2 protein-coding genes are annotated in these 3,194 nt (G+C 35.1%); both read left to right on the forward strand.

The window, feature by feature from the left end:
* Positions 1-162 precede the first annotated feature (162 nt).
* Positions 163-2,277 carry a tetratricopeptide repeat protein gene (locus tag ENO17_05510; GenBank protein HER24483.1) on the forward strand — a complete coding sequence of 705 codons (2,115 nt, stop codon included), beginning with the start codon at positions 163-165 and terminating at the stop codon, positions 2,275-2,277.
* Positions 2,278-2,326: 49 nt separating this feature from the next.
* The gene (locus ENO17_05515; GenBank protein ID HER24484.1) at positions 2,327-3,151 is read left to right on the forward strand and encodes a hypothetical protein; all 825 of its coding nucleotides are present in this window, start codon (positions 2,327-2,329) and stop codon (positions 3,149-3,151) included.
* Positions 3,152-3,194: the final 43 nt, after the last annotated feature.

Raw genomic sequence — 3,194 nt, forward strand, 5'->3', positions numbered from 1 at the left:
CAACTACAAACTCTTCCAGTATCATACTAACATATTTAGTTGATAATTTAGATATTCTTATCGTACAAGGGGTCGGATTCATCCGACCCGGTATTACGGGCTCGATGAATCCGACCCCTACATTTAAATAAACAGACGAGACGCCTATCCTACTAAATACTAATGACTAAATACTATTTATTGGAGCAATTATCGATGAAACAAGAAGAATTAACTTTAGCAAAATATAATCAATCAACCTACCTAAAAGCAATTGAAACATCAATCATTGCTTTAGTTGTTTTGGTTCCCTTAGTCTTTTACCCTCGTTGTATTACTCTCTTTGTCCCTCCCAAGGAAGCAATGATGCAAATTTTGCTATTGTTAGCTTTAATGTTTTGGGGACTTGAGATGATAAACAAGGAAAAATTTAAATTTACTTCTACACCTCTCAATTTTCCTATAGTAAGTTTTATGGCTATTTGCGTTCTATCCCTTATCTGGTCTAATAATTTTTTTATCAGTTTAAAGGAATTGCCTCTATTTTTAGCCGGTCCCTTATTGTATTTTATTGTAGTCAATAATCTAAATCGGGAAGAACAGGTTAACCGCATTCTTGCAATTACCCTCATTATTGGCGGCTTATTCGGTATTTATGGTCTCTTACAATATAGAGGGATAGATTTTTCTTTCTGGATTCGTAATATAGGAAGGCAGCAAGTTTTTGGGCTTTTTGGTAACGTGAATTTTTTTGCCGAATATTTAATTGTTCCTTTGCCTATTGCCGTTTCCCTCTTCTTTGCTTGCCGAAATAAATTTAAAAAAACCTTACTATTCCTTGCTATTCTAGTAATGGGGACTACCCTTGTAGTCACCTTTACTCGTAGTGCCTATCTTGGTTGTGGGATTTCTTTAGTTTTTATGATCATCCTTTTTATCACCCTGCAAGGCAAGTCTTTTATTGCAGAGAATAAAAAGCTCTTTATAATTATCTTGGTCGCGATCATTATAATCACTCTTTTATTTGTCATCCCTACACCCCTAAACAAATCAGGTACTATTATCTCCACCATTAAAAGCAGGATTTCATTATCTCAGATGAGTGAAAGTTTTTCTATAAGTAGTAGAATATCTAACTGGAAATTTACTGCCCTTATGATCAAAGATCATCCTTTAATCGGTTCTGGAATTGGAACCTATAAATATAATTCTTTAAGATATCAAGCAAGATTCTTGGAACAAGGACAGAATCGTTCTATTTATCCCTATGTATTTGCCGATAAAACTCACAATGAATATCTTCAACTTTGGGCAGAAGTGGGAATAGTCGGTCTGGGAATATTTATTTGGCTTATCATAAGCTATTTTAATTACGGATTAAGATTTATAAAAAGAGTAAAAAACCGCTATAAACAGGGGATGATCATTGGATTAATGGGGGCGGTGACTGCAGTGCTGATTGATAGTATATTTGGTTTTCCCTTGCACTTGTCAGCTACTATTATTCTTTTCTGGCTGGCTATAGCGCTTACTATTGTAATGGTTAAAAGTGAAACAGATAGAGAAGAAATACCTACTTCCAAGAAAGATTTAAACCAAATCTCTCGTTTTCAGCCTCTTTTGTTTATAATTATTATTTTTTTAACCACCTTTCTTTGTTTAACTGTATCTCGTCCCTTTATTGCTCGAACTTATTGGTATTATGGTAATAAAGAAATGGAAGAGAATAAAGATTTAAACCAGGCCATTAAAATGTATAACCAAGCATTAAAGTGGGATCCTTATCTGGGTGAAATACATTATCAGATGGGAAAAATTTTACAAAGTAAAGGAATTAATACCTTGGCATTAGAATATTTCGAGAAAGCCGAGAGATATGTTGACCACCCTGATTTACCTAAAGACTTAGCTTCTCTCTATCTTAAACAAGAATTATTGGATAAAGCGGCAATCAAATATAAACAAGCTATTTCTTATCAGAAGAATGAAAAATCCATGCTTCCTTTATATAGCCAATTGGGTTCAATCTATTTTCATCAAAAAAAATACCAACAGGCGGAGGCTGTTTTTAGAAATGCTTTAGAGATAGACAATAATTTTGTAAATTTTCATTACGGTCTAGCCAGTGTTTATTTACAGCAGAACAGTTTAGAAGAGGCTCTCCGGGAATTACAAAAAGTAATAGAACTTGCACCGGATAGTCAAATGGCGAAAAATGCACAAGAAATGATACAAAAAATTGCTCAAGAAAAACTCAAAGCTCCAGCAACGGAAACAGTTAGTCCCCCATCTAACTAATTAGGTAGTAATACAGATCTGATAAAATGAAAGGATTTATTCGCTAAAAATGAGAGAAAAAATATTTACAATTATGCTTTTAATAATATTTTTACTTATCCTTTCTTGTAATGATTTCTTTATTCCTCGAATCTTTGCGCAAGATAAGGATTCTGCCGTAAAGACCATTTCCCATCCTGTGTTAGTCGAACTTTTTATTCAAGAAGCTTGTACTTCCTGTCCCACTGCTGAATTCTGCCTGGAAGATTTGGCCTGGGAATACGGCACAACTAAACTTATTCTGGTACAGGAGCATCTCTGGGGAGATGGGTACGATACCCCTGAAACTAATACCCGCTATGACTGGTATGTAGGCAATGGAAAAAAGGGAACCCCTGATGTATTTATAGATGGTTTGACTAAAAGACTTCAAGGTCTGGCTTGTGACTGCGTTGAAGAAAATTATGAATGTTATAAAGCTGCCATTGATAAGGAACTTATCCGGTTATCCCTTCTTGAGTTCTCTGCGGTTAAAATCCCTCACCCTAACCCTCTCCCTCAAGGAGAGAGAGGAAAGAACGAAGAATTAAGCGAAATAATTATTGAAGGCACAGTAAAAAATATAAGTGATAAATCCCTAAAAAATTTAGCAGTGTGCGGAATGGCAGGAAAGGAAGGGGACGAACCCGGCCTGTATTTCTATATACAGGACATATTTCCTTTTCAAGATATACCCCCATTTAAACCCGGAGACACTTTTAATTTTAAATTTTTTCCCGAAATACCCCTTGCTCCGAACTCCGAGGTTGATGTAGGAAAAGATACTTCACACTTTGTAATATTTGTCCAGAACACAAAAACCAAAGAAATCCTCCAATCTTTATACATAGAATAAAAAGGGGACAGGCTACTTTTACCATTATATGGTAAAAGTAGCC

The organism is Candidatus Atribacteria bacterium (assembly GCA_011056645.1).
Taxonomy (GTDB): Bacteria; Atribacterota; Phoenicimicrobiia; order Phoenicimicrobiales; family Phoenicimicrobiaceae; genus Sediminicultor; species Sediminicultor quartus.

Excerpts from the sequence above, each read along its gene's own strand:
- ENO17_05510 (HER24483.1), top strand. The coding sequence starts at position 163 with ATGACTAAATACTATTTATTGGAGCAATTATCGATGAAACAAGAAGAA.
- ENO17_05515 (HER24484.1), top strand. The coding sequence starts at position 2,327 with ATGAGAGAAAAAATATTTACAATTATGCTTTTAATAATATTTTTACTT.